The organism is Pseudomonas sp. TE3911 (assembly GCF_054062775.1).
On sequence record NZ_JBSSFP010000001.1, the window covers coordinates 5,130,337 to 5,153,809 of the forward strand.

The following is a 23,473-nucleotide window of genomic DNA, read 5'->3' on the forward strand; positions in this document are numbered from 1 at the left end:
TGACGGCGTTGGACCACACAACCGTTTAAGAGAGAGTCAGCTTGGATTCCGAAATAGGTTTGGCGCCACTTCACCATGACCCGCGCGCTCAGCATGACGACCCATTGCTAGATGGGTTGTTGGCTCTCTGTTCGCTGCATTACAAGCCTGCCAGCCGGGCCATGCTGACCACCGGCCTGCCCTTGGCGGGGCAGCGCCTGAGCCCGGATTTGCTGCCGCGCGCAGCAGCCCGGGCGGGTTTGCAGGGGCGTTTGCTGCAGCGCAAGCTGGAGCAGATCCCGTCCATCGCATTGCCGGCCTTGTTGCTATTAAAGGAAGGACGCAGTGCGGTGCTGTTGGGATGGGAGGGTGATACCGCCCGCCTGCTGCTCAGCGAAAGCGACGGCGGCGAAGTCCAGGTCACCCGTGAGGCGCTGACTCAGGATTACAGCGGTCGGGTTTTCTTCGCCCAACCGCAGCATAAATTTGACGTCACCAGCGGCACGCTGATCCCCCGCGCACGTTCGTGGTTCAAAGACACCCTCAAACGCTCCCGCTGGCTGTACGCCGACGCTATCGCCGCAAGCCTGGTGATCAACCTGATCGCTCTGGCTGCGCCGTTGTTTGTCATGAACGTGTACGACCGCGTGGTGCCGAACCAGGCCACCGCCACCCTGTGGGTGCTGGCCATCGGTATTTGTGGCGCCTACCTGTTCGACCTGCTGCTCAAGAGCATGCGCAGTCTGTGCCTGGACCTGGCGGGCAAGAAAACCGACCTGATCATTTCCGCGACGCTGTTCGAGCGCATCGTGGGTATGTCGATGAAAATGCGCCCGGCGCGCGTCGGCAGCTACGCCTCCAACATCCATGAGTTTCAGGGGATGCGCGACTTCCTCACCTCCCTGACCCTTGCCAGTCTGATCGACTTGCCCTTTACCCTGATCATCCTCGGCGTGATCGCGCTGCTGGGGGGCCACTTGGTGTGGATTCCCATCGTCGCCTTCCCACTCGCCCTGGGCATCGGCCACTTCCTGCAAAAACCGCTCACGGCAACACTTGAGCGCACCATGGCCCTGGGTGCCGAGCGTCAATCGAGCCTGATCGAGACCCTCGCCGGGCTGGACGCGGTAAAGGTCAACAACGCCGAAAGCGAACGTCAGTACCAGTGGGAACAAACCATTGGCACCCTCAGCCGCCTGGAGCTGCGAGTCAAAGTGCTGTCCGGCCTGGCGATGAACATCACTTTGCTGATCCAGCAAGTGGCGGGCGTGGCGATGATTATCTTCGGCGTGTACCAAATCATCGATGGCACCCTCAGCATGGGCGGCCTGGTGGCGTGCTACATGCTCAGCGGCCGTGCGCTTGGCCCCTTGGCCCAGCTGTCGGGCCTGCTGACGCGCTACCAGCAAGCCAAGGTGACGATGGTCTCGGTGGACCAGATGATGGAACTGCCGCAGGAACGCAACTTCGACGAACGCCCGCTTAGCCGCAAAACCCTGCAAGGCGCGATGACGTTCCGCGAAGTCGACTTTACCTACCCGAACCAGCAGACCCTGGCTCTGCGCGGGATCAACCTGAATGTTCGTCCCGGCGAGAAAATCGGCATCATCGGCCGCAGCGGCTCGGGCAAAAGCTCGCTGGCCAAGCTGCTGGTCGGCCTGTATCAGCCGGACTCCGGCTCGTTGCTGGTGGACGGCGTAGACATCCGCCAGATCGACGTCAGCGAATTGCGCCACAACATCGGCTACGTCGCCCAGGACATCCAACTGCTGGCCGGCACCTTGCGCGACAACCTGGTCTCGGGTGCGCGCTACGTGGACGATGAGATGGTGCTGCAAGCCGCAGAACTCGCCGGCGTGCATGAGTTCGCCAGGCTGCACCCACAAGGTTACGAGCTGCAAGTGGGCGAGCGTGGGCAGAACCTCTCCGGCGGTCAACGCCAGAACGTTGCCCTGGCCCGTGCGCTGCTGCTGAACCCGCCGATTCTGCTGCTGGACGAACCCACCAGCGCCATGGACAACACCGGTGAAGAGCGCCTCAAACAGCGCTTGCAGTCGGTGATCGAAAACAAGACGGTGATTCTCGTCACCCACCGTGCTTCGCTGTTGAGCCTGGTAGATCGCCTGCTGGTGATCGACCGTGGCCAGATCCTCGCAGACGGTCCAAAAGCGGCCGTTATGGAAGCGCTGAAAAAGGGGCAGATCAGTGTTGCTTAAGTCCGGCCCAGGCCGTTGGAAAGACGTCATCTTCCGCTACTTCAAGGGCAGCGACTCGCTCGATGATCAGCCACTGCCCGAAGTCGAAAAGGCGCTGATCGACGACGCACCACGCATCGTGCGCCTGACCATCTGGGCCGTGATCGGCTTCTTCGTGTTCCTGCTGCTGTGGGCACACTTCGCGATCATCGACGAAGTGACCAAGGGCGAAGGCAAGGCGATCCCCTCGTCGCGCATCCAGAAGATCCAGAACCTGGAGGGCGGCATCGTTGCCCAGATTTACGTGCACGAAGGCCAGATCGTCGAAGCCGGCGCGCCGCTGATTCGCTTGGATGACACCCGATTTGCCTCCAACGTCGGCGAAACCGAAGCCGACCGCGTGGCCATGGAACTGCGCGTGGAGCGTCTCAGCGCGGAAGTCGATAACCGCCCGCTGAACATCACCGATGCCGCACGCAAAGCCGTGCCTAACCAGGCCTCGAACGAAGAGTCGCTGTACCTTAGCCGCCGCCAGCAACTGGCCGATGAGATTGGCGGGCTGCAACAGCAACTGCTGCAACGCCAGCAAGAGCTGCGCGAATTCAGCTCCAAGCAGGAGCAATACCGCAACAGCCTGAACCTGCTGCGCCAGGAGATCGGCATGTCCGAGCCACTGGTACAGCAAGGCGCAATCTCCCCGGTAGAAGTGCTGCGCCTCAAACGCTCGGAAGTTGAAACCCGCGGCATGCTCGACGGCACCACCCTGGCCATCCCCCGCGCCCAGGCGGCGATCAACGAAGTGCAGCGCAAGGTCGACGAAACACGCGGCAAATTCCGCAGCGAAGCCCTGGCCCAGTTGAACGAAGCCCGCACCAACCTGAGCAAGGCTCAGGCAACGTCCAAAGGCCTGGAAGACCGCGTCAGCCGCACCATGGTCACCTCGCCCGTGCGCGGTATCGTCAAGCAGATGCTGGTCAACACCGTCGGCGGCGTGATCCAGCCCGGCAGCGACATGGCCGAAGTCGTCCCACTGGACGACACCCTCCTGGTCGAAGCGAAGATCCGCCCACAAGACATCGCCTTCCTGCACCCCGGCCAGGAAGCCATGATCAAATTCACCGCCTACGACTACACCATCTACGGCGGCCTCAAAGGCAAACTCGAAACCATCGGTGCCGACACCGTGATGGATGAAGAGAAGAAAAACACCTTCTACATCATCAAACTGCGCACCGACCGCAGCCACCTGGGCACCGATGAGAAGCCCTTGCTGATCATCCCCGGCATGGTGGCGTCGGTGGACATCATCACCGGCAAGAAGAGCATCCTGAGCTACCTGCTCAAACCGATCATCAAATCCCGTGCAGAGGCAATGCACGAGCGTTGATTCTTGGCGGGTGACCCGCAGAAATGTGGGGAGATTTGCGAAAACTTGGGTTTTCGCAAAAATAGTCAGATTTCAGGGGTTTACAGAACCTTTTCAGTCGCTATAATCGTCGCCCTAACACGCCGGTATAGCTCAGTTGGTAGAGCAACTGACTTGTAATCAGTAGGTCCCGGGTTCGACTCCTGGTGCCGGCACCATATCTCGAAGCCCCGCAATGCGGGGCTTTGTGGTTTCTGGGGTTTGGAAAAACACTTCTTCTAAAACCACCAAAAACCCTCTTCCGTCCAAGATTCGTCCAATTTCATTTTTGGACGCCCTCCCCCTCCCGACTTTTTTTCTTGCTCTTCTTCTCAAAAATACCCGCCAACGGATTCAGCGAAACCACCTCTGCCATATGCCCAGGACTGAAATGCGCATATTTCTGAGTCATCGCCAGAGTGGCATGCCCAAGCACCCGCTGTAGGGTCAGGATGTCCCCGCCGTTCATCATGTAGTGCGTGGCGAAGGTATGCCGCAGGACATGCGTCATTTGCCCATCCGGCAATTCCAGGTCAACAGCCTCCACCGCACGTCGAAACGTGTTGTAAGCGGCCGTGAAAGGCAACGCCGCTTTAAGCCGATCCTCCAACCGCTGAGAAATCGGAACCGAGCGGTTTTTACCGGACTTAGTCTTGTTGAAATGAATCAACCTGCTCCCCACCTGACGCGGCAAGAGCTTCTCTGCCTCGCCCCACCTCGCCCCCGTAGCCAGACACACCTCTGAAATCAGGCCGGCATCCGACTCGCGGCTTCCCAAATCGGCCAGCAGCGCTCCGATTTGCTCGGTTGTCAAATACGCCATCTCGGTTTCGTCGAACTTCAGCTTCCGGACCTTGCCCAGCGGATTTTCGCCCTCCCACTCACCTGACTGATTCAAGGACGGTGACGGACTTACGGAACATGGAACCAATCAACGGGCCACTGGTGCAGCAATTTGCGTTTCGCGTAGGTGACTACAAAGACCTGCGTGCACGGGCCACCACCAAAGAGGACGTAGGGCTAGGCAAGCTGCCCAATGCGATCAGTGACGACCCGGAGACCGACAGCAGCGAGATCCTGGCGTCGACCGCCGCACTGAACAAACTCAATCAACAGATCAGTGACGCGATGGTGGGCATGGTGGCGGCGTTCGATAGAGAAACGGCTCCTCCTGGCTGGCTTGAACGCAACGGCGCCGACGTGTCGCGCACGACCTACGCCAAGTTATTTGCGGTGATCGGGACTCGCTATGGCGCAGGGGACGGCAGCACAACCTTTAACGTTGGCGACAGCCGAGGGATGTTTATCCGAGGGTGGGATAACGGCCGTGATCTGGACTCGGGGCGAAAGTTGAGCACTGACCAGCAGGGGCAGAACGCGGCGCACACCCATGGCGCCTCGGCGGAAACGGCCCCGGACCATGTGCATAGCGCCTCTACAGATACGCAGGGTGAGCATACACACGCCGCATCCACAGACGCCCAGGGCAATCACCAACATGGCAACTTCAGAGCACAAAACAACAATGTCGGTAACGGCGGCCCCAACCTGACAACCGCCAATGGCTCCAATGGCTGGGCCTCTGCGACCGACTTTGCGGGTAACCATAGCCACGGGGTCAGTGTGAGCGCGGCGGGCGCGCATGAGCACACTATCAATGTAAGTGGCAGCGGCGCCCACGGTCACGCCATCACCATCGACTCCACCGGGGGCAACGAAGCGCGTCCGGTCAACCAAGCCCTGCTGATTTGCATCAAATACTGAGGCCGGATATGCAGACCAAAGCCGATACTTGGTCGCCGGTCACGATGCGCTGGCCTGCCCAAGCGACAAAGTGGATGGACGACCTGGCGCCCGCCAAAGACTTGGCCGGCGGCGAGTTGGTGAATACAGCCAAGCGCCTGACGGAACTGGTTGGACTCGCCACTACAAATCCAGGCCCCGTGGGGCCTGCTGCAAAAGCTGCCGTCGAAGCCGGGCGGGCCGCCATGGCGGTGCAGATGGAACAGGCGCCTGCGTGCCTGGTGATTACGCCGTTTCAAAGCGGTGTTGGGCAGGGCCGTGGGTATCAGCGTTTTCTGTCGGCGCCGAATCTGCTGCGGGTGCTGGCCGACAAGCTGCTTGATGGGACGGGCGGTTACGCGTTGGCGCTGATGTTTTTAACCACCCACTATGACCAACTGGCCAACGCGCTGGCCCGGTTCAATGCGTTGATGCCGATACCGGAGTTGCAGCGCGCCGAGAAGCGCGCGCGATACTTGTCGAGGCTTGAGGCGGAAAAGTGGGAGTTGCCTACCGCCGCCGCGCTATCGAGTTGGGGCAACTTGCCGTTGGAGCGTTGCACCATCACCCAGGCGGCGAAGCGTTCGCTGTCGGGGCAGTTGGCGGCGTTGGAAAGCTACACGTCGGACAGTTCGCCGCTGGCAGATTTGTCGGCGCTTGCTACACGCAAGGTAGGGCAAGCGGCAGCGCGGGATCAGCAGTTGAGGGATCTGAAGGACCAGTTGGCCAACCCCAGTCCCGATACAGCGATGGTCGCCCGTTTGATCGGCCCAGGTGCCGGCGGCGAGTTGCGCCGGCAGTTATTGTCGGGCGCAGCGCCTGGCCATGAATGGGTGTTGTGCGCGGGACTGCTACTGGTCGGACCGAAGGACGGATTGAGCTTTGTGCAGGAGTTGGTGGGCCTATGACGCTGCTGCTCGATGGCCAGAAGATCAATGGAAAGTCGCTGAAGGTCACGGCCAACCTGCGCATCGAGAGCGGCGACCTGTCGGGGCAGACCAGCAACACTGACACCGCTCATAAAGGATTCAAGCCCAAGGCACTGACGGTTTCATTGTTGATTCCCAATCGCGACCGGCCCCACCTGGTGGACATCATGCGCCTGGCCGAAGCAACCGCCGCCGGCGGGCAGCTCAAGACCTACCGCGTGGTCAACGACACCGCCGAGGCGTTCGGCGTACGTCAGGTGATATTCAGCGACACCATCACCGCTCGGGAGGACGACAGCCTGGCGGCGTGGCGGGTGCAATTCACCCTGACTGAAAAGCTGTCGAACCCCGAGCGGGTGGAAACCCGCCGCCCAGAGAACAGCGTGCTGCAGCAAGGTGGCGCCGGGGAAAGCGTGGCGGCCCCTCCTGCTGAACCGGATGCACCGGAGCTAAATGGCTTCGAGCGGATCCTGAAACGGGTGGATGACTACGTGGGGCCCGCTCAATGAAGCCGGATATAATGGTAAGGGTTAACGGTCAGCCTTTTGACCTGGTGCAACACGACGTACGCCTCGACCTACGAACCCCCGGCCGCGCCAGCTTTACCATCAAATCCCCCACGCCCCAAAGCGGCTTGGTCACGCTGGACCTGGGCTACGACGACAAGCCACTTCACCGGCACTTCGTCGGCTACGTAGAGCGCTGCACCACAGCCAATAGCCAGGAACAGATGCTGTTCTGCCGGGAGGTCGCTGCGGTACTCGACTACCCATTGCCCATGGCCTTGCGGCATGTGGACCTTCGCGCCGTACTGCTCGAAGTCAGCCGCGTGACCGGTCTGCGCTTTCGGGTGCCGGATGCGCCGTACGCACGGGCGCGTTTGCCCTACTTCTATTCCCTGGGCAGCGGCGTTCAAACCATGGACAGCTTGGCCCAGGTGTTCAACATCCCCGATTTTATCTGGCATCAACAGGGCGACGGTGAGGTGTTCGTTGGCAGTTGGGCCGACAGCTACTGGGGCGTGCGCCCGGCGCTGCAACTGCCCGTTGAGCTGTTCGACAGCTATCAAGTCAACCAAAGCGCGCAGATTGCCACCCTACCCGGCCTGCGCCCTGGCGCGATGATCAACCAAGGCCAGCGCATCACCGCCGTGACACTTACCGGTACGCACATGGTGCTCAAGTGGAAGAAGCCGTAACCCGCATCGTTGAACGCCGCTTCCCGGAACTCGCCGGCGCTTATCACTTGCCGCGATTTGCTCGCGTGCTGGCTGTGGCGGATCCACCGGTTGCTGCGGGGCTGTGCGACGACTTTAGGCCGCGCTACGCCGTCGACCTTGAAGTGATGGGGCCGGACGGTGAAGTGGACGCTGATCTGCCCCACCTGCTGGGCGTTGCCCTGCCCGTTCCTGGCGGCGGTACCGAGATGGGCTTTTATGGGTTCCCCCAGGAAGGCACCGTTGTGGTGGTCAGCTTTGCGTATGGCTTGCCGAACAAACCGTTCATTTTGCAGATTTTGCCGCATGGCTTGAGCTTGCCCCAGGTGCCGAAGGGCGATCAGTTGTGGCAGCACAGCGAGGCGGTGCAGCAGCGGGCGGATGCAGAAGGGAATTGGTTGCGGGTGACTGACGCGACGATTACGGATCGGGCCAGCGAGCGCCAGGTACAGGCGCTGGAGAATACCGAGCGGTATCAGGTCAGCACCGTGGAGGTGGACGACCACAGCACGGAATCTATTGGCGGGATAAAGACGGTCGAGGCGTTGGGCTCATTGAAGCTGCTCTCCGGCGGATCAGCCAGCCTGGCGGCGGTCGATGACCTGCACATAGCCACCGGCCGCGATTTGAATCTAGTGGTGGGGCAAAAGCACAACACGGCAGTCGGTGGCGACATGAGGGAGCAGATCCAGGGCGTGCGCGAAAGCGTGGCGGCGATCGGTCAACGGCTGGTAGCGACAAAGACCTGGCTGGGCTCCGAGGCGGTCAACGTGCTGCAGGTGTTGTGCGACCTGATCGAGCTGGTACAGCAGATGAATATTGCTATCGCCGCACACAAACACGGCCCGACACCGCCGCCGGATAACGCGGGCGAATTCAGCACACATGCAGCGTCCGCGACGGTGCAGGCCGCACAACTAAAACCCATCACCGAGTGAATGAATGCACCAACCCACCATTGGCAGCCTGTTCGCAGGCATCGGAGGCTTTGATGTCGGATTTGAAAACGCTGGATACCGCACCGCCTGGCAAGTCGAGCTCAACCCCATCAACCGGGCTGTGCTTGCCGATCGATTTCCCCATGCACACCAATTTGAAGACGTGCGCGAGTGTGGTTCCCACAACTTGTCTGCCGTCGATGTCATCACTGCCGGCTTTCCCTGCCAGGACATCAGCATCGCCGGCAGCCACGCTCCCCGTGGACTGCAAGGCGAACGCAGCGGATTGTTTTGGGAAGTCATACGAATCCTCAAGGAAACACAACCTCGCTGGGTGGTCCTTGAGAACGTCGTTAACCTGCTCGCTGTCAACGATAGCCGCGACTTTGAGACAGTCATCCGGGCCCTTGCGGACTGCGGGTATGTGGGATTTTGGCGAGTGCTTAATGCTCAATATTTCGGAGTCCCCCAGCAACGTCGCCGCGTATTCCTGGTCGCGGGTTATCGACGAATGCCCCCCATCCAGCTCCTGGCTGACGCCGCGCCAGTGGACGCAATATCTCCAGCGTCTCAATCGCAGCACTGGCCACGGCCCGCGGATGCCTGGGCTGCCAATACTCTATTGGCAAACAAAGCCGGATCGCAGATCGCTATGGGCTGTACCACTCTCGTCGCTGAGCCGGACGGATGGGATCAGATGGCTGAGCGGCAGCGAACGGCTGAAAATGATGGGCTTTGCCTCGGACTGGATGCGGCCAACCTTGCGGAGGCTTTTGGTGCCGGAAATGCCGTTGTTGCGCAGGTGGCGGAGTGGGTTGGGCGGGGGTTGAAAATGCAGGCCTAGGACAACCACACTCAAAACAGCCACGTCAACAGTTATTTGCCATCTCTATTGACTTTTATTGGGAGGTGATATACAATCCATATCACCTTCACAATAGAAGGCTACTAACGGAGCGAGTTGCTCCATACCTTGATAAGTAAAAAAGCTACACGGAGTGCCAATGTCCCTCACCGCTGAAAAATCTGAAAGCTTCCTGCTGCGTTTACGCAAGCAAGACACGCCAACAGGAGTGAGCAATTCGACGATTGAGTTGCTTATGCATCAGACCGGCTTGAGTAAAACCGAAGTTGCCCATCTTGCGCTACGACAGTTAGCTGACCGCTATCTGCCTATGTATGAGCTGGACGACGGACCCCTAACCCCTGCTCAAATTTCCGCGATTCGTTCTGCTAGCCCTGCTACGAACATTCCGGAGGAGCGCATAACACGGAGCTTGTTCTAAAATATGACTATTCTTTTTCGCCCACTGCCTGCACCAGGCGACATTGTCTGGTGCCACTTCCCACAAGTAATCGGGAACCCAGGCCCAAAAGCACGACCCGCGTTGGTAATCGCCATTTTTGACAATGACCACGCAGTTAGAATCGCCTACGGCACATCACAAAAGACAGAAAAGGTTTACCCAGGCGAATTTGTTTTAGACCCTGCGGACGCCGGCTTTCCCTTGAGTGGGCTCGCCCAGCGTACGAAGTTCGACTTGAACAACACAGTCGACGTTTTTTTCGATTCCGATTGGTTTGCCCCCAATCAAAGCGTCCACGCGTCCACCCCCCTGCCGAAAATGGGTCGCTTGGACATCAGCTACATGCCAGCAGCACAGAAAGCGCGAAAGGCAGTGAAGCCTAAAAAATAGACACAGGCGCAAAAGAAAAGCCGGCCTCTAGCCGGCTTTTCTTTGAGTGTTCAACCACGATCCGAAATGACCGCCATAGCCGCAAGGTTAAGCGCGATTTTCTGCATTCTGCTGAATTCGGACATTTACATGGCCGCCGTCCGACAGCACACGGACTAAAGCGCCTTGCAGCTCTTGTTGAGACTTGACCAAATCGTCACTAACAGGAAAGTCAGTGACTTTCATATTCAGCGACTGTTGACCAGACAAGACTTTAATGATCAACCGCCGAACCGTGTTTTGATCGTTCTCCAAATCAGTATGCCCTTTAGGAATATAAGCACCGTCCCGCAACAGCAAACGGTCATATCTAAGATCGAGATCAGTAGCCATCGTACTGAGCAGAAAAACCAACAATTCCTGTTTTTTTTCAGCCCAGCGAGTCGAATCTGCTTCAAAGCTGCTGTTCAAGTGATCCAGGTATTCTCTCCACGCGTCCAAGACCTCTGTCTCAGACTTCCTACGCCGATTTGATCGACCACCATTGAATGACAAGTCAATCATATTGAGCGCTCGTACGTGATCTGCTGCCAGCCATGAGCCTCGCGTAGCCATGAGCGTGCTGAAAATCCACATCTTCTGGTTTCTCGCCTCGCCAATTCTCTCAAGATACTTTTGCGCCTGAACGGCCAAAATTGGTCCGAGCACTGTCGCGACCATCGTACCAATGCCAAAGACCCAGCCCGAATCCATACATCCCCCTGAGCTCACTCTGCTCGATTAATACGATGGCAATCAGCTTAGATGAGATTCTGGCAATGCAGGTCTCTATCCAGGTGATTTAGCGACTCTGTTCAAAATAACCAAAGGAACGCACTTTTCCCCCTCCCGCCGACGGGCCTTGTATAGCTTTTTTGCGAAACGCCATAAGGGGGTGCAATCAGTAGTACAGGCCACACCCGCTCAGGGTTCTGAACCCGAATGGGTAATCGCATGGGTTGCAAAATTTTGCAGATAATGGCGATGGCTTTGCACTGTACTCACCACGAGCTAAATCAACGCTAGGTAGCTGAGGACCGTGTTCTGCAAGGAGGCCGGTTAGGAAACACGTGTTTTTGTCGATCTTCAGATTACGGATGAGTAACGATAACGGCTGTAACAAGTTCGACAGCAACTCCCTTCGAGACGACATTAGTTCAACATCGCCGAAGGCATACGAGCGCAATGGAATGAGAGATGGATCCTCATCGCAAGATAGAAGTTTTCCGTCCAAAAATCCGTCCAATTCAGCCGGTTTCATATCCGGCACATAGGTACAAACGCTCTCTCTGCACCCTGATTTTACTGAGCAGCGCCAATGAACACCGGGTTTTCTCTCGGACTTGTAATCAGTAGGTCCCGGGTTCGACTCCTGGTGCCGGCACCACATTAGGCTCCATTGCATTCTACTGAATGCTCTGGAAGCCCCGAAAACCCGCCCTTTGGCGGGTTTTTTCGTTCCAGGACCCTCTGTCGGGATCCAACAAAATCCCCCTTCCCCGAGGGTATGTTAGGGGTACTGCGATTTCCCGGTCAGGAGCGCGTACCCCCATGCCACGTCTAGCGATCCCCCTCAGCGACCTGCAATGCCGCACGGCCAAAACCCGCGAACGCGCCTACAAACTGTTCGGCGGCGGCGGCATGTACCTTTTCGTCAAACCCAATGGCGTGAAGACCCGGCGCTTGAAGTACACCAAGCCCAACGGCAAGGAAGGCACGCTCATCATCGGCAATTACCCCATCGTTACCCTTTCCGTCGCACGACGTAAGCGAGACGAAGCCAAGGCGTTGCTGCTAGACAACCTCGATCCAATGGAAGAAAAGAAGAAGGCCAGGATCGTAGCCCAGCGGGCGGCACTGCTTTTCGAAACCGTTGCTCTGGAGTGGCACGCTGATATGTCCCGCCGCTGGACCGAAGGCCACGCAAAAACCGTAATGAGCCGACTGCGTACCCACGTCTTCCCGCTGATCGGCCAACGCCCCATCGCTGAACTCGATACCCATGACCTGCTAGAGATCACCCAGCGCATCAAGGAACGCGGCACCATGGATGTGGCGTTACGGGTACAGAACTACTTATCCACCATCATGCGCGGGGCCAGAAGGGCTCGGCAGATCACCATGAATCCTGCACTGGATCTGGCAGGCTCGATTCACGCGCCGCGCACAGTCCATCGCCCCGCCCTATCCCTCAACCGCCTACCCGAACTGCTACAACGCATCGACAACTACAACGGTCGCGAGCTGACGCGCCTTGCTGTGCTACTGACTCTGCATGTATTCGTCCGCTCCAGCGAACTGCGCTTCGCTCGATGGAGTGAGTTCGACCTACAACGCGCCATGTGGGAAATTCCCGATACGCGCGCACCGATTGAAGGGGTACGCAACTCCACACGTGGGACCAAGATGAACGGCGACATTCAAATGGTTCCGCTATCGCCGCAGGTCATCGAAATACTGGAGCGCCTGCGAAGCCTCAGTCGCTTTTCAGAGTTGGTGCTACCGGGCGACCACAAGTACTGGAAGCCCATGTCCGAGAATACGGTGAACACCATGCTCCAGTAACGTCGGCTATGACACCAGCAAGGACGTGTGCGGCCACGGCTTCAGGACCATGGCCTGTAGCGCCCTGCTTGAGTCCGGGTTATGGACCGACGTAGCCATCGAAAGACAAATGAGCCACAAGGAACGCAACCGTGTGCGCGCCGCGTATATCCACAAGGCCGAATTCCTCGAACAGCGCAGGCTGATCATGGCGTGGTGGAGCAACTACATCGACGCCAACCGCCATGGGCATGTGACGCCCCACGAATTCGCTCACCCCGTCGGCGACAACATCACCGCCCTACAAAATAGCCGTGGCGCATCCAAACGTGGGTAAGCCAATGACATCACCGCAGTCCGCCCTTCCACGCGGGTCCATCCAAGCGGGGCTGCAAAGCCGCCCTGCTTGGATGGACCTCATTTAAAAAATCTAAAGCCCACGCAATTGTCTGTGGAAAACCATAGATTTCCACCGGTGGATAATTTCATCCACAGCCGCAGAATTCCCGATAATTCGAGCCTTGACCCAAATTATCCACAGGCGTAGAAAAGATCGGGCAAAGCGCTGTCTTTGACAGCAACCCAGGTAGCCAGAACCTTTAAGGCTACGCCACACCGTGGTGGTTCTCCCAAAGTGCGATTAGCGTCCGGCGGCTCGCACGGTCACTCACCGAGTGATGGATGCCTACTTCAGATCGTTGCCATTGCGGCAAATACATCCCCTACGCAGCTGCCCTGCAGCAACCTTTCCGCTTGGCCATTTCACTGCGCCAACCTGCGCCCGTCTCTTTCTTCCGGAAAGAGACGGGCGCTCCTACCGCTGCTGCAGCCCAACTCGTAAAAGGCTTTGTGGCATTCCCCCTCGTGACAATTGGCGTGACATACACCGAAGTCACCAGCAACAGCGATGCCGATGATGGTGCCGCAGCCCAAGGAATGGACTGCACCTGACTGACAGTCAGGCATGCCCCGGTCATCGCTTCACTGCCTTCACCCGACTCAGTATCTCGCGGCGCTGGTCTCGTCAGCTAGCGCAGCCTCCACCCGCACACTTCTTCGGAAGTGCTCAGGAGGCCAGATCATGAGATGCCCAAGCTCCCGGTCGTAAAGAGCCGCCAGTCCCGCGTTAGTGGACAACCCTCACAGGTCGCAGGGGCCTTGATCCCTGATAACACTCAACATTCGTGGCGGGATGACGTGGGGAAAGTTTTAAATGTTTTGGCTTCGAGAGGAGTTTGATCGTGGCGCTGGTAGGTAAACGTGGCGGGCGCAATTTTGGCTATGGCCGGCAACTGAGCTATGCCGGACCACAGGCATTGAAAGATCTGTTTGGCGGCGGTCATTACGGGACGGTCAAGGCGCACAGTGATCGCTGGCAGGCGTTTGTACGCTGGTGTCGGTCGGAGGATGGACCCGGGTTTAACGATGCGCGGCAGATTGATCGGCAGACCTTGCTGGACTACGCCGAGCATCTGCGCCAACAAGTTGAACACGGTGCTATCGGCATCGCCACTGCGCAAAACCGGTTGTCCAGTGTGAATCGGACCATGGCCGCGCTTCGCGGAGATCAGTATGTGAAAGTGCCGAGCCCGAGTAAGGCGCTGGGAATACGGCGCACCAGTGTTCGTCGTTCAGCGCCGCAAGGCCAAGATCGCGAACATGTGAAGCGGATCGTCGACGTGCTTTGCGAAAACCAGCAGCCGCGCGTCGCGGCCATCGCTCAGTTAGCGCGAGCCACCGGTATGCGCTTGCGCGAGGCGATTTTGGCCGACCTTCCCCGTCTAAAACGTGAAGCCAAGCAATTCGGCAAGATCAACATCCAGGATGGCACCAAAGGGGGCCGCTCAGGTGCCTCGGCACCTCGCTGGATCAGGGTGGATGATCATATTCGCGAAGCGCTGAGATTCGCCGAGCAGGTCTCACCCGGCGGCAGCCACAACCTGCTTGAGCCGAACGAAAGCTACCTCGACTTCCAACGGGAAATCGTCCGCCCCGCGCGGGACCTACTCCATAAGCACAACCTCAAAGGCTTTCATGAATTACGGGCAGCCTTTGCTTGCGAACGCTATGAGCAAATCACCCACCATCCCGCCCCCATCAACGGAGGCCATTGCTATCAACTCGACCGACGCCTAGATCAGGATGCCCGAGTACAAATCAGCTATGAGCTGGGGCACGGCCGTATCGTCGTGGTGGCCGCTTACATTGGTGGTCAAGCATGAGCACGGCATTCGATATGAATCTGTTCCTGGTGGGCGTCCTGACCGGGTCGCATACCACGCGCCAACGTCACCTGCGTCAGTCGAAGGCTATCCAATCAGCAATCGCTGAGCGCTGGCAACGCGACAATCCATGGACTTGGCAGAGAAAACACCTTGCGTGGTTTTTGAATCACCACCTAAACCAGCACACTGAATCGACGCGCTATTACTATTTGCTGACCATGCAATTACTCACTCATCGCTTAGGAAAACCCTGGCAGTTCAACCGCTAAACGAAGGTCAGAAAACGGCCAATAGCAGACATTCGACGTGTCGAAACCGTAGAGGCGATTCAGTCACAGTCAAGCGGTGAGTATTTGCGTACGGCCACTCTACTGCAGGTAATGACGCGCATACTCAAGCATGGCTTGCCTTTTCTCCATCATGCCTTGGCATGTACGGACACAAGCGCTCGTACTCGCTTTAACCCCTCATCTGCATTTGCATACACCCCTTCTCTACGAAGTATGTGTCCATCTGGACCCAGCACCACCCAAAGGCAGTTTTCCAACGGGTCATCTGCCGGGACAAGGCTGATAGCATCTTTGTCAGTTGACGGCACAAGGGCTACCACGAAATGGTCCTGGACCAGCCGCTTCGTCGTGAAATAGTCCATGAAGCAACCGAGTGAATAATACAGCTGGCTTTTTGACGGATGGTTTTCATCGTAAACGACAAGAAAGACAGGTTTTCCAGTGGATCTGGCGACCGCCGAAGCCTCTTTGAGGGTTGAGATAGGCTCTCCAATGAAGAAGGGGTAGCGCCCGGAATGTGTTGCACCATAAATTGAAGATACTGACTTGTGGTCATGTACTGGGGCGACATCGACGTTGTAGGGCACAGCATGAATCTTTTTGTTTTTGCCAAACCTAAAAATGTTCAAAACAAAGATTCTCGGTTTTTCAAACGCGAATGCGATACCAAGCACACCTAGAATAAGTCCGACAAACTCAATCATACTTTAAAACCTGCCACTATTTTTTATTAGATCGTATATACAGACAGCTTTTGCAAAATCACTCGCTTGATGTGATGTATCTGCGTGTTTTTTCAGGATTTCAAATAAATCTTGCTGGCCAGCTTTGATTAACGATGGCTCCATGTAAGGTAGCATTCTCAAGAACAAGTTAAATTGCAGCTCTTTGTATAGGTCATTAACGCTTGCTAACAATTGAGGGATTGTCTTGGATCTGCGCAGTTCGTATCCTTTGCTCCGGTAATCGTCGATGGTAAGGTTGTATCGAGTGATGGCCCCTTCGCAAAGTTCGCCAGCCTCATTCGTCAGGTCACCCGACGGCGTGATACAGCCAGCTTTTCTTAGATAGTAAAATATCGGAAGCCTCTGAGCACCTTTCGCAAGTTTTGGAAAAACGCTCATAACTACGTCAATTGCTTCATAATTACCAGTCTCAAAAATAACCTCCCGAAGAAGGTGACTTCGCTCCAGACCAACTAGGCCCTGTTTTGCGATAGCCTCGCCTTTCTTGACCGTAGAGATAGCGCCGTAACCGACCACAAATTCTGTCAATGACTCGCTTTTCTCTAAGTCTTGCTCCTGCCTAACGTAGAGTTGTCCCTTTGGGTCGTCCGTGATCACCAACTCATAAAGTTCATCTTTGATCGTCCTAAAAATATGCGCAGGAATCCGCTTTTTTGTTTCAGCTAAAACTTCAAACAACTCTACAAAGCTGCTCGCAGTAATGAGCTTTACAGGAATCCTCTTATGTATGACGGAGTCCGTTATAGTAGGACTATCAAGTTCCTGCTTCCATTCCACGAAAATCAGTTTGTCGCGCAGAAACTCAAGGCTTTTCTCAGGAAAACAACTAATAATGTCTTCGAGAATATCTGCAATGTGTGGGTCTGTAAGCGAATAACCAAGGAAGATTACTGGACGTTCAATGAAGATCGTTAGCAGCTTCGACGAAAGGTACGGGTTCTTTCTTCGATATTCGTCGTAGTCGCCAGAAGTTAGCACTAGGGAATTAGGCTGGGTAGCGCAACCATGGATTTTGTAAATTTCGGCAATACCATGACTTCTCCCTGCTATAAGTCCGTCTTGCCCAATAAAGCTTGTAAACTTTGGGAAGAGCTGCTCAATCAGGCAATCCCAGTTTGTGGTAATCACTCCGTCGATATTTGCCTTTCGAAGTAAATCAAGTTCAAATTGAAGCTCGCCATTTATGTTTTGATGAGCAAGTTTTAAGTATTTAGAAATTTCTATTTTCAGTATCGAACTTTCATTTATTAAATCAGCTTTGAATTCGTTCGCGGTCTGGTCCGAGCCAGGTAGTTCCCACCACTTATTGCAGTAAGATTCGGCGAGAAGCTGGGCATATTTTGGGAGATCACCGCTGGAATTGGTTTTCAGGCGCAGGGCGTTCTCACCTATGAAATCACAGAATCTCTGAAGTAGCTGCTCCCAGCCTTCCACTCCTAGATACCGCCGAGACATTCCTGATCCGATGAAGAGCATCGGTGATGCTTCGAATTTTTTAAAGTGCTGATTCAGGCTTTCCTTGAAGGACATTCTAACCTCTCCACCTGTTTTGCTAGTGCTAGCCTTTCTGACGGACCGTTCGGTTGCCGTACCACAGCTCCATTCGCCTTTATGAACGGCTGGAGCGCCCTAGACCGTAAGGCGTTGAGCGAGTGGCCACTATAATGTGATTGCCAGTGAAAGCCCTCGAAAATTTTAAGTGACTATCTGTAAGGTCCCTGCTTGTCGTCCAAGGGGGCTTGAAATAGCTTGCACATGAATGGTTCAGCTATGAATGGCTGATTTGGCCGATTTCTGCCCGTCGCCACAGTCAGCTTTGGGTCGCCGCTCCCCTCGCCTGTGGCGATCGGCAGAGAGCTGCCAATATCAGCAGCTCAACACCAACGAAATCGTGAGCGATTCAGTGTGCGCTTGGCTCTACCTTTTGACGGGTTTGTAGTGGGTGATTTTTCTCTATCAAAGGGGCAGATAAAAATCAACACAGAAAAACCGTGACCAGTCCCTGAAGTTTTCTATTTAAAATTAATCTCACCTTGCCCCTTAAGCAACTGACGAATTTTATAATCCCATCGACCGTCATGAATAATTCTATCGTGCTCGTATTCACCATTTATGATTTCATCTTTACTCAAAGACGAGAGCTCTTCCCAGTCATGACCGAAGACATATGTAGCGTTATTTAGATATATGCTTTCTAGGAAATATGCCTTTTTCTTGGCGAATCCATATACAAAATATCCTGAATAGCCGCCTCGACCAGTTGCCAAAAAATCCGGTTCATATTGAGAAAGGAGCCTCATACGATGCTCGATTACACCTTTTGCAGAAGGAGTTAATCGTTGAAGATGTGGTTCAACGTACCCTTTGGCTTCATTCCATGGATACTTACCTGGTGGCAGCACTTCCCACTGAAGCTGGCGAATAGGTACGTTGGCAATTTTGTGATCTGCGATATCAAATATTTTGAAGTAACCAAAGCATTCGAGGAATAGATTTGCCAAGTGCAAAACAGCACTTTCGCCATCTAGATCAAAATCAATTTCGCGTGTTGTTAGATACAACTCACCATCTATGCTTTTTAGGATAATTCGTTCAATTGGTGCACGGATAAAATCTATAGGGTAAACATCCATGATCCGATGTTGTACACCAGAGTGTTCTTGGCCATGCCAGTCCTTCCAAGTCCGATATGTTGGTATTGCCTTTTTTATCATGGGGAGATCTCTTCTTTTAATCTCCTTCCCGCTAATATTGAAATCACTTACCTTCCCTACATTACTAGGTAGAGCTGCATCGCCATCTTGCCCAAGCTTATCCAAGCCTAACTTACGAAGATTGTCGTCAACTATATTTTTAGCATCGACAACAAAATATACTTTCCTTGCACCTCTAGCTTCCGCGTAAATACGGGCTACACTTTTTATAACTTTTGCTTCAATCATAACTAGTCCCTGTGTAATCTCTGAGGCAGAGTCATGACGCTATCACTAGGCTGCTGATAATATCAACGACTATCCTCATCTACGTATGAGTCGTCTTGCTTCAGCAGGGTATTTCGAAAACATCAAGCCGATAACTGCAGATGTAGCGAGATCGCTTTCCACCGTTTTTATGTTTTACAGCTATCCTGAATGACCGCCTTGATTTCATGGACGCTTAGTGACTGCTTTTGGCCGTAAGGGCACCAGAGTCAATGTCCGGTTCTGGCCGTCTGCTGCATGTCGCCACGGCAGCTTTTGGCGGATTCCTGCCTATTCTCCACGGAAGGGATGATCGACAACGTTCGAATTCAGGAGGTTTACCATTCGTATGCGGCTCTGAATTACTTACAGACCGACAATGTGCTGACATCTAAGAAATCCCGAATTCGATTCCACCGAACGCCATAACTAGCTGATTTATTTATAGTTACTAGTTGGGGTACGCCGAATTTTCCAGCGAACTCCAGACGTCCGAAAAACCTAGTCTCGCCGAAACATACCGTTCGTCTGGTGCCGCACCATCCAAGGTTCCAGAGAAGGCTTTCAAAATCTCTGAAACCCCCGAAAAACCCGCCTTCTGGCGGGTTTTTTCGTTTTGGCGTTCCGTGGACTCCGCCAAAACCTTATGGATACCATCGATTTTAGGGGCGAGGTAGTTAGATAAAGAGGGAGTGTTCTTAAAGCGCACACCACTGCCCCGCTCTCCGATTCGGCTTGCCGTTCAGCCAAGCCCACCGCCGCACCTAGCTTTTAGACGACGACGGCCGCGCCATATAAGACAAAGCCCCTGTAGAAATGCAGGGGCTTTGTTGTTTCTGGAGTTCCACCCTGATCAGCCTGAACCTGCCATCGGCGGGCAACAGATCAAAATGCCCCTATCCCGTCGTTCCCGCTTTTTCGGTATAACCAATTCCCTCGCGTTGTGAACGGACCTCTATGAACGCTTTGAAGTTGATCTTCCTACTGGTGATTTTCCCGTTGCTGCTGACGGCCCTGGGTGGCTGGGAGCGCGAGCGGGCGGAGTCCGCTACTGCGGCGTCGATTGATTACCAGCGCCACCTCGTTACTTATAAACAACAGTTGCAAGAGGTGGCGGCCATGCAACCTGTGCCCACCGCTGATGCGCCAGAGGGGCTGATCAGCGTTCAGGAAGCCATCGCTCGACTGGAAAGAAACGAAGCTGAATTGCCCACTGCGCAACGCGTCAATCATGCACGGCGCGTCATCGCGCTCTGGGTGATGGGCCTGGGACTGCTCGCCGCTTTGATTGGTGTAACCGCGTTGCTTGCTACGCACTGGGCAGGACGACGTGCGCAGCAATCGCGCGAAACATTGTTGCAGGTGTTCTCCATCGGCAGCCGATGGTTGCCCTACGTGCTGGTGAGCCATGTGGTGGCAATGGCGGCGACCGTCGCCTTGGCGTTGAGCTACGAAGGCTTGGCGATGTGGCATATCGGCCGGCTGGGTAGTGGCGAGGTCAAGCTGATGGCGGTGCTGGGGGTGATTGCGGCGTTTTGCTTGTACTCGATCTGGCAGTTGCTTAAACAGTTGCGCCACATGCTGGGGATGTTTACGCCTGAACCGCTGGAGATGTTCGGGCAGGTGGTGACGCCCGATCAGGCGCCGGGGTTGTGGCGCCATGTGAACGAAGTGGCGGGCAAACTCGGCGCGTTGCCACCGGACCATATTGTGGTGAGCCTGGCTCAGGGCTTTTACGTGACGTCCAGCGAGGCCACTGTGCAACCGGCGAACACTTCGCTGCGGGGGCGAACCTTGCATGTGCCGCTGTTGTACCTGGGCCTGTTGAGTCGCGAGGAGGTCGGCGCGGTGATCGGCCATGAGCTGGCGCACTTTGCTGGGAAAGACACGGAATACAGCCTGCGTTTTTTGCCGATCTACGACGGGGTCAATCGCAGCCTGGAAGCGCTGTTGAACACGATGCTGGCCAGCGATGTTATCCAGGGATGGCTGATGCGGCCGTCGTTCATGTTCGGTGTGTTTTTCATGCAGCGCTTTGATGACGCAGTTAACCACTGGAGCCGTGAGCGCGAATTGCTGGCGGATGCGGCTGGTGCGCGACTGGTAGGCAGTACAGCTGCGGCGTCGGCGCTGTTGCGGGTGTCGGTGTTGCAACCGCACATAGAGGACTCACTGCTGGCACTGTGTGACGCTGCCTCGGCGACAGATTTGCCCGACGCCGTGCTCGCGACCTCGCGTGAGTGCCAATTGCAACTGCCGCCCGAAGCCTTGGCGATTCATCAACCGCACCCAACCGACTCCCATCCCTCCAACGGCGAACGCCTGCAGGCGCTGAACGTTTCGCTGGACGATGCCCTGCGCAGCGCAACCCGCGCGGTGGATAGCGACGCGGCGAATGCTCAGATAGATGCCTGCTTCAGCGCACCACAGGCCCTGCGCGCGCAGCTGTCTGGCGACGTGATGGAAGTGGCCGAGTCGGAGAACACCGCGCATACCCATCTGCTGGAAACCCTGGCCGCTTCGACCGAAGGTGATCGTAGATTGCATGAAGGAGGACAGTGGCGCGGGGTACTGATGGCGCTGTCGGGCCTGCCCTTTGTGTTGGCTGCGCTGTTTATCTTGAGCCGGGTCTGGCTCGCCCCGGAGCGTTTGAAAGGCACGCCGCTGTCGGCAGTCGGCGCGGGCGCTTGCCTGGGTGTTATTGGGCTGGCCCTGCTGTGGCTGGGGATCCGCCGATTCATTCGTGCGCCGCAGACCGCATTGCGCCTGACGCCGGAACATTTTGAGTTCAATAACCTGGCGCAGCCGCTGCCCATCGAACATATCGAAGAGATTTCGCTGCAATTCGTCCAGGGCATTTGGATAACGCTTCAATTGACGCCCGAGGCGCCATTACCTGCAACGCGCAAGACAGCGTTCGGCGTTCCCGGTGTGCGAATTAATAAAAAGAAACGCCAAGTGCTGCTGCTTATGGCACAGCTCTGTATCGACAATAAAAAGATAGAGCCCTATGAAGGGTTGTCCTTGATGCTCGACTACAAGAATGCAGCGTTGGCGCGCAAGATGTTGCAGAGCCGCCAGGACTGATACGCGCACATAAAAAAACCCCGAACCAGTCGGGGTTTTTTATCGCCTGGAATCAGGCGTGACGTGCGATCAGTTAGAAAACGTTGATCGGGTAGTCGGCGAACAGACGGATTTCGTTACCGCCTACGTTGTACTTGTCGGCATTGCTGGAAACGCGCAACCACGAGGCACGAGCACGCAGGCTCAGGTCTTTGGCTGGGCCGCTCTGAACGACGTATTTGAACTGGTTGAAGATCTCGCGCTCGGTGCCGTTGCCACGGCCACTGCCGTCGTCAATGTTGGTGCCGCGAACGTAGGCCACGTTGTAGGTCAGGCCAGGCACGCCGAAGGTGCTGAAGTCCAGACCGTAGCCGGCTTGCCAGGAGCGCTCGTCCTTGCCGTTGAAGTCGGACCAGTAGGAGTTGGCCAGCAGGATGGTGTTGCCGCCGTCGCCGATGCCGGTGTCCACGGTATTGTCACGGTAGCCGCCATACAGGTAACCGGTATCGCCGGTACTGCGCTGATGGGCCAAGGTGAAGCTGTGCGCACCAACAGCCCATGTAGCGCCCAGGCTCCAGATTTTGTTGTCGCGCGCGTCGCCATTACCGCGTTGCTCGGCGAAGCTCCTGTCCAGCTTGGTTTTGTAGCCGTTGAAGTCAAAGGTCAGCGACTGTTTCTCTGGCAGGGCCAGCACGTAGTTGACGTTGACGTATTGCTTCTTCAGCACGTCTTGCATGTCGGAAGCGTACAGCGCAGCCGACAGGCTTTCGGTGAACTTGTAGCTGCCGCCCAGGTAGCTGATGTTCTTCAGGTTACCGCTGTCGGTGCCTTCAGCACCTTTTTGGGCTTCCTTGGTGAAGCGACCTGCGTCCAGTTGCAGACCTTCGATCTCTTTGGAAACGATCGAGGTACCGGTGTAAGTTTCCGACAACAGACGAGAGTTGTCGTACTGCAGCACAGGAACGGCCGGCATTTGATCGCCGTACTTGAGCACGGTGTTCGATACGCGGAACTTCACCGCGGCGCCGCCCTTGGCCAGGTCGTCGGCTGCTGCGCCGCTGTCACCTTGCTTGAAGAAGTTAATACCGCCCGCGCCGCTGCGACCTTTGCCACCGTCCAGACGGATAGCGTACTGACCGATCACGTCCACACCCACACCAACGGTGCCTTGGGTGAAGCCGGACTCAAACTTGCCGATGAAGCCCTGGCCCCATTCAGCTTTGTCTTGCTTGCCGTTTTTGTAGTCACGGCTGATGTAAGCGTTACGTGCTGCGATGTTCAGGTGGCTGTCTTCAACGAAACCCTTGGATTGCTCCTGGTCGTTTGCCATTGCTGCCGATGCGCTCAAAATCCCCAGAGCGATCAGACTCATCCGTTGCTTCAACATTTTCTTGTATTCCTTATTTCTGGTTGAGTACGCACTGTGACACCAGGCTCCATGTCGCTTTTCTGGTGTCGACTTTTCCGGAAAAAAGAAGGCCCG

General features: G+C 56.0%; 20 protein-coding genes, 1 tRNA gene and 1 pseudogene. 16 read left to right on the top strand and 6 right to left on the bottom strand.

What is annotated here, in order from left to right:
• Window positions 1–41: 41 nt before the first annotated feature.
• The 3 genes from ACVWXD_RS23170 (at window position 42) to ACVWXD_RS23180 (ending at window position 3,758) form a co-directional block, all read left to right on the top strand.
• Window positions 42–2,195 (top strand): type I secretion system permease/ATPase, encoded by a 2,154-nt coding sequence (locus ACVWXD_RS23170; protein WP_032884989.1) that lies wholly within the window; start codon window positions 42–44, stop codon window positions 2,193–2,195.
• Window positions 2,185–3,561 (top strand): HlyD family type I secretion periplasmic adaptor subunit, encoded by a 1,377-nt coding sequence (locus ACVWXD_RS23175; RefSeq protein WP_032884988.1) that lies wholly within the window; start codon window positions 2,185–2,187, stop codon window positions 3,559–3,561. Before ACVWXD_RS23170 ends, ACVWXD_RS23175 begins: the two co-directional genes overlap by 11 nt.
• A gap of 121 nt (window positions 3,562–3,682) precedes the next feature.
• A tRNA-Thr gene (locus ACVWXD_RS23180) sits at window positions 3,683–3,758 on the top strand.
• Between the two features lie 104 nt (window positions 3,759–3,862).
• Here ACVWXD_RS23180 and ACVWXD_RS23185 read toward each other — a convergent pair.
• Window positions 3,863–4,477: a tyrosine-type recombinase/integrase gene (locus tag ACVWXD_RS23185; protein ID WP_457371351.1), complete on the bottom strand. Its 615-nt coding sequence runs from the start codon at window positions 4,475–4,477 to the stop codon at window positions 3,863–3,865.
• Window positions 4,478–4,500: 23 nt separating this feature from the next.
• Here ACVWXD_RS23185 and ACVWXD_RS23190 point away from each other — a divergent pair, with 23 nt between their 5' ends.
• The 8 genes from ACVWXD_RS23190 to ACVWXD_RS23225 all read left to right on the top strand — a co-directional run bounded on the left by ACVWXD_RS23190 (window position 4,501) and on the right by ACVWXD_RS23225 (window position 10,141).
• Window positions 4,501–5,343, top strand: a complete 843-nt coding sequence (locus tag ACVWXD_RS23190; RefSeq protein ID WP_457371352.1) for a phage tail protein — start codon at window positions 4,501–4,503, stop codon at window positions 5,341–5,343.
• An 8-nt stretch (window positions 5,344–5,351) separates the two neighbouring features.
• Window positions 5,352–6,269: a hypothetical protein gene (locus ACVWXD_RS23195; protein WP_457371353.1), complete on the top strand. Its 918-nt coding sequence runs from the start codon at window positions 5,352–5,354 to the stop codon at window positions 6,267–6,269.
• Window positions 6,266–6,799, top strand: a complete 534-nt coding sequence (locus ACVWXD_RS23200) for a baseplate complex protein (protein WP_457371354.1) — start codon at window positions 6,266–6,268, stop codon at window positions 6,797–6,799. The genes ACVWXD_RS23195 and ACVWXD_RS23200 overlap by 4 nt, the downstream gene beginning before the upstream one ends.
• On the top strand, window positions 6,796–7,488 hold the full coding sequence (locus ACVWXD_RS23205) for a hypothetical protein (RefSeq protein WP_457371355.1): 693 nt from the start codon (window positions 6,796–6,798) through the stop codon (window positions 7,486–7,488). Before ACVWXD_RS23200 ends, ACVWXD_RS23205 begins: the two co-directional genes overlap by 4 nt.
• Entirely contained in the window at window positions 7,473–8,444 is a 972-nt protein-coding gene (locus ACVWXD_RS23210; protein ID WP_457371356.1) for a hypothetical protein, read from the top strand. Before ACVWXD_RS23205 ends, ACVWXD_RS23210 begins: the two co-directional genes overlap by 16 nt.
• A 4-nt stretch (window positions 8,445–8,448) precedes the next feature.
• The gene (locus ACVWXD_RS23215; RefSeq protein WP_457371357.1) at window positions 8,449–9,288 is read left to right on the top strand and encodes a DNA cytosine methyltransferase; all 840 of its coding nucleotides are present in this window, start codon (window positions 8,449–8,451) and stop codon (window positions 9,286–9,288) included.
• A 160-nt stretch (window positions 9,289–9,448) separates the two neighbouring features.
• Window positions 9,449–9,730, top strand: coding sequence for a hypothetical protein (locus ACVWXD_RS23220; RefSeq protein WP_457371358.1), 282 nt, complete (start codon window positions 9,449–9,451; stop codon window positions 9,728–9,730).
• Window positions 9,731–9,733: 3 nt separating this feature from the next.
• A complete protein-coding gene (locus tag ACVWXD_RS23225; RefSeq protein WP_457371359.1) occupies window positions 9,734–10,141 on the top strand; it encodes a type II toxin-antitoxin system PemK/MazF family toxin in 408 nt (135 codons plus the stop codon).
• 87 nt (window positions 10,142–10,228) lie between these two features.
• Here the strand turns inward: ACVWXD_RS23225 and ACVWXD_RS23230 are convergent, their stop codons facing one another.
• Window positions 10,229–10,873, bottom strand: a complete 645-nt coding sequence (locus ACVWXD_RS23230) for a DUF6680 family protein (protein ID WP_457371360.1) — start codon at window positions 10,871–10,873, stop codon at window positions 10,229–10,231.
• Window positions 10,874–11,710: 837 nt separating this feature from the next.
• Between ACVWXD_RS23230 and ACVWXD_RS23235 the strand changes: the two are divergent.
• The 4 genes and pseudogenes from ACVWXD_RS23235 to ACVWXD_RS23250 all read left to right on the top strand — a co-directional run bounded on the left by ACVWXD_RS23235 (window position 11,711) and on the right by ACVWXD_RS23250 (window position 15,197).
• Window positions 11,711–13,040 (top strand): annotated as a pseudogene (locus ACVWXD_RS23235) (tyrosine-type recombinase/integrase).
• Window positions 13,041–13,384: 344 nt separating this feature from the next.
• Window positions 13,385–13,654, top strand: a complete 270-nt coding sequence (locus ACVWXD_RS23240; protein ID WP_457371361.1) for a hypothetical protein — start codon at window positions 13,385–13,387, stop codon at window positions 13,652–13,654.
• Between the two features lie 290 nt (window positions 13,655–13,944).
• Window positions 13,945–14,925 carry an integrase domain-containing protein gene (locus tag ACVWXD_RS23245; protein ID WP_457371362.1) on the top strand — a complete coding sequence of 327 codons (981 nt, stop codon included), beginning with the start codon at window positions 13,945–13,947 and terminating at the stop codon, window positions 14,923–14,925.
• On the top strand, window positions 14,922–15,197 hold the full coding sequence (locus ACVWXD_RS23250) for a hypothetical protein (RefSeq protein ID WP_457371363.1): 276 nt from the start codon (window positions 14,922–14,924) through the stop codon (window positions 15,195–15,197). Before ACVWXD_RS23245 ends, ACVWXD_RS23250 begins: the two co-directional genes overlap by 4 nt.
• A 149-nt stretch (window positions 15,198–15,346) precedes the next feature.
• On the opposite strand, the gene ACVWXD_RS23255 is transcribed toward ACVWXD_RS23250, so the two are convergent.
• The 3 genes from ACVWXD_RS23255 to ACVWXD_RS23265 all read right to left on the bottom strand — a co-directional run bounded on the left by ACVWXD_RS23255 (window position 15,347) and on the right by ACVWXD_RS23265 (window position 18,906).
• Window positions 15,347–15,922 carry a hypothetical protein gene (locus tag ACVWXD_RS23255; RefSeq protein ID WP_457371364.1) on the bottom strand — a complete coding sequence of 192 codons (576 nt, stop codon included), beginning with the start codon at window positions 15,920–15,922 and terminating at the stop codon, window positions 15,347–15,349.
• A gap of 3 nt (window positions 15,923–15,925) precedes the next feature.
• Window positions 15,926–17,494 (bottom strand): SIR2 family protein, encoded by a 1,569-nt coding sequence (locus tag ACVWXD_RS23260; RefSeq protein ID WP_457371365.1) that lies wholly within the window; start codon window positions 17,492–17,494, stop codon window positions 15,926–15,928.
• A 482-nt stretch (window positions 17,495–17,976) separates the two neighbouring features.
• Window positions 17,977–18,906 (bottom strand): hypothetical protein, encoded by a 930-nt coding sequence (locus ACVWXD_RS23265; RefSeq protein ID WP_457371366.1) that lies wholly within the window; start codon window positions 18,904–18,906, stop codon window positions 17,977–17,979.
• A gap of 975 nt (window positions 18,907–19,881) precedes the next feature.
• Here ACVWXD_RS23265 and ACVWXD_RS23270 point away from each other — a divergent pair.
• Window positions 19,882–22,011: a M48 family metallopeptidase gene (locus tag ACVWXD_RS23270; RefSeq protein WP_457371367.1), complete on the top strand. Its 2,130-nt coding sequence runs from the start codon at window positions 19,882–19,884 to the stop codon at window positions 22,009–22,011.
• A 73-nt stretch (window positions 22,012–22,084) separates the two neighbouring features.
• Here the strand turns inward: ACVWXD_RS23270 and ACVWXD_RS23275 are convergent, their stop codons facing one another.
• Window positions 22,085–23,377, bottom strand: coding sequence for an OprD family porin (locus ACVWXD_RS23275; RefSeq protein ID WP_032884986.1), 1,293 nt, complete (start codon window positions 23,375–23,377; stop codon window positions 22,085–22,087).
• Window positions 23,378–23,473: the final 96 nt, after the last annotated feature.

Excerpts from the sequence above, each read along its gene's own strand:
- ACVWXD_RS23190 (WP_457371352.1), top strand. The coding sequence starts at position 4,501 with ATGGAACCAATCAACGGGCCACTGGTGCAGCAATTTGCGTTTCGCGTA.
- ACVWXD_RS23195 (WP_457371353.1), top strand. The coding sequence starts at position 5,352 with ATGCAGACCAAAGCCGATACTTGGTCGCCGGTCACGATGCGCTGGCCT.
- ACVWXD_RS23200 (WP_457371354.1), top strand. The coding sequence starts at position 6,266 with ATGACGCTGCTGCTCGATGGCCAGAAGATCAATGGAAAGTCGCTGAAG.
- ACVWXD_RS23205 (WP_457371355.1), top strand. The coding sequence starts at position 6,796 with ATGAAGCCGGATATAATGGTAAGGGTTAACGGTCAGCCTTTTGACCTG.
- ACVWXD_RS23215 (WP_457371357.1), top strand. The coding sequence starts at position 8,449 with ATGCACCAACCCACCATTGGCAGCCTGTTCGCAGGCATCGGAGGCTTT.
- ACVWXD_RS23220 (WP_457371358.1), top strand. The coding sequence starts at position 9,449 with ATGTCCCTCACCGCTGAAAAATCTGAAAGCTTCCTGCTGCGTTTACGC.
- ACVWXD_RS23225 (WP_457371359.1), top strand. The coding sequence starts at position 9,734 with ATGACTATTCTTTTTCGCCCACTGCCTGCACCAGGCGACATTGTCTGG.
- ACVWXD_RS23230 (WP_457371360.1), bottom strand. The coding sequence starts at position 10,873 with ATGGATTCGGGCTGGGTCTTTGGCATTGGTACGATGGTCGCGACAGTG.
- ACVWXD_RS23240 (WP_457371361.1), top strand. The coding sequence starts at position 13,385 with ATGCCTACTTCAGATCGTTGCCATTGCGGCAAATACATCCCCTACGCA.
- ACVWXD_RS23250 (WP_457371363.1), top strand. The coding sequence starts at position 14,922 with ATGAGCACGGCATTCGATATGAATCTGTTCCTGGTGGGCGTCCTGACC.
- ACVWXD_RS23255 (WP_457371364.1), bottom strand. The coding sequence starts at position 15,922 with ATGATTGAGTTTGTCGGACTTATTCTAGGTGTGCTTGGTATCGCATTC.
- ACVWXD_RS23260 (WP_457371365.1), bottom strand. The coding sequence starts at position 17,494 with ATGTCCTTCAAGGAAAGCCTGAATCAGCACTTTAAAAAATTCGAAGCA.
- ACVWXD_RS23265 (WP_457371366.1), bottom strand. The coding sequence starts at position 18,906 with ATGATTGAAGCAAAAGTTATAAAAAGTGTAGCCCGTATTTACGCGGAA.
- ACVWXD_RS23270 (WP_457371367.1), top strand. The coding sequence starts at position 19,882 with ATGAACGCTTTGAAGTTGATCTTCCTACTGGTGATTTTCCCGTTGCTG.
- ACVWXD_RS23275 (WP_032884986.1), bottom strand. The coding sequence starts at position 23,377 with ATGTTGAAGCAACGGATGAGTCTGATCGCTCTGGGGATTTTGAGCGCA.